This is a genomic window from Henriciella sp. (assembly GCF_049649345.1).
In the GTDB taxonomy this organism is placed as follows: domain Bacteria; phylum Pseudomonadota; class Alphaproteobacteria; order Caulobacterales; family Hyphomonadaceae; genus Henriciella.
Map to the genome: position 1 here is coordinate 1 of NZ_JBARZC010000117.1, position 2,175 is coordinate 2,175.

Annotated in this window: 2 protein-coding genes; both read right to left on the reverse strand. The window is 61.1% G+C overall.

The features are described 5' to 3' along the window. Positions 1–1,300, reverse strand: a 1,300-nt coding sequence (locus WA989_RS02900) for an MATE family efflux transporter (protein ID WP_424339023.1), incomplete at its 3' end; no start/stop codon positions are given. A gap of 9 nt (positions 1,301–1,309) precedes the next feature. Continuing rightward, positions 1,310–2,175: ABC transporter ATP-binding protein (locus WA989_RS02905; protein WP_424339024.1), on the reverse strand; the 866-nt coding region annotated here is incomplete at its 5' end.

Here is a 2,175-nt window from a genome sequence, read left to right on the forward strand (position 1 = left end):
TCACATGCGTAACTGGAAACGCCCACCAGATGCCAGTCATGCCAAGTCCCGTATGCATGGAGAGGACATAGGCGAGCGGAAACTGGATCACCCATTGCGAGACGAGCGTCAGCATCATGGCGATCAACATGTTGCCGGATGCCCGCAATACGCCGGTCAGCGCGAACTGCGCGCCGAGGAAGCCCCAGGCCAGCGCCATCGTGCGCAGGAAGACCGCACCCTCCCTGATCACGTCCGGTTCGCCGGGCACGAAGAAGGCGATGAAGGCTGGCGCAAAGGCAAAGACGATGACGCCGGCCAGTGACAATGCCCCGAAGGCAATCAGGGCGCCGAGCCGGCCAATCTGTTCTGCACGGTCCTTGTTGCCGGCGCCGATATTCTGTCCGGCCAGCGTCGAGATCGCCATGGAGAGGCCAAGGGCGGGGATCATGACCATCTGCAGGATCGTGGTGCCGACGCCATAGGATGCGATGGCGAGTGTACCGAAACTCGCGATCAGGAACGTCATGATGATGATGCCGAAGGCGCGCGCCGACATCTCGATGGAGGCGGGCAGGCCGAGGAAGAAGGCTTTTCGGATAAAGCTGAAATCGGGTCGGAAATCACGCCACCTGATCTTCATGCCGAACCGGCCGCCAAACATCACCCCGAGACCGATGGCGCAGGCAAGCCCCTGGGTCGAGAAGGTTGCCATGGCGGCGCCCATCACGCCAAAGGGCGGCACAGGGCCCCAACCAAAGATGAAGAGCGGGTCGAGCACCGCATTCAGCGCAACCGTACCGCCGACGATATAGATCGGCAGGTTTACCTCCCCGACACCGCGCATCAGCGACTGGAACATGATGAAGGTGAAACTGAAGACGAGGCCCAGGAAGGCGACATTCATGAAGCCTTTCGCCCCTTCGAAGACCTCCTGCGTCACGCCCATCATGTTGAGCAGTGTCGTCGTCATGGCAAACCCGGCCGCGCCAAGCAGGATGGATGATACGACGATTGCGAGAATGGTCTGCGCGGCAACATGGTCGACCATCTTCTGGTCGTCCGCGCCGTAATATTGCGCCACGAGAATGGAGCCTGCGATCCCAAGGCCCGAGCCAAGTGCGATGGTCAGGAAAATGACCGGGAAGGACACTGACACTGCCGCGACGGCGGCATCCCCCAGCCGTCCGACCCAGAAGGCGTCGATCAGCTGATAAGCCGACTGCAGCACGTTGGCGATGATGATCGGAACGGCCAGCGTCAGCAATGATTTCAGGATCGGCCCTTCAAGGAGGGCCTGCGCGCGCGGATCGGTTCTCATATGAACACTCTAGGAGCGAATGGACTGCGCGTCGGTCTTCTCTTCGGGTCTGGCCGTTTCCGTCGTCATCGCAACGAAGACATCTTCGAGGTTTGGCTGGTCTGTCGAGAGGTCGGCAACGCCGATTCCGGCTTCGCGGACCTGTTCGAGCAGGCGGCCGATGCCGGTCTCATTATTGCGGTAGCTGATCTCTATATCGCCAGATGGCAGGAGCCTGGCATCAAGTTCAGACAGGGCCGGGGGCAGCGTGCTCAGCGGCTCGCGCGGGGTGACTTTCAGGATGCGCTGGTCGAGGCGGCGCAGCAGCGATGATGTTGGTTCACAGGCAATGATTTCGCCATGATTGACGATGGCGATCTCGTCGCAGAGCTCTTCGGCCTCTTCCAGATAATGGGTCGTCAGGATGATCGTCGTGCCCTCATCGTGCAGGCGGCGGACGTAATTCCAGAGAGAGCGGCGCAGCTCGACATCGACACCGGCGGTCGGCTCATCAAGGATCAGGACAGGCGGGTTGTGCACCAGCGCCTTGGCGACCATGAGACGCCGCTTCATGCCGCCAGAGAGCTGACGGACATAGGCATCGCGCTTGTCGAGCAGGCCAACCGCTTCGAGAATTTCATCGGTCCGCCGATCGGATTTCGGCACGCCATAGAAGCCGGCCTGCAGCTCCAGCGCCTCTTCCGGTGTGAAGAAGGGGTCCATGGTGATTTCCTGGTTCACAACACCGATCGCCGCCCGGCTCGCACGCGGATGCTGGTCGATGTCCATGCCCCATATGCTGGCCTTGCCGGACGTCTTGGTGACGAGGCCTGCCAGGATGTTGATAAAGGTCGACTTGCCGGCGCCATTCGGGCCGAGAAGGCCGAAGATATGGC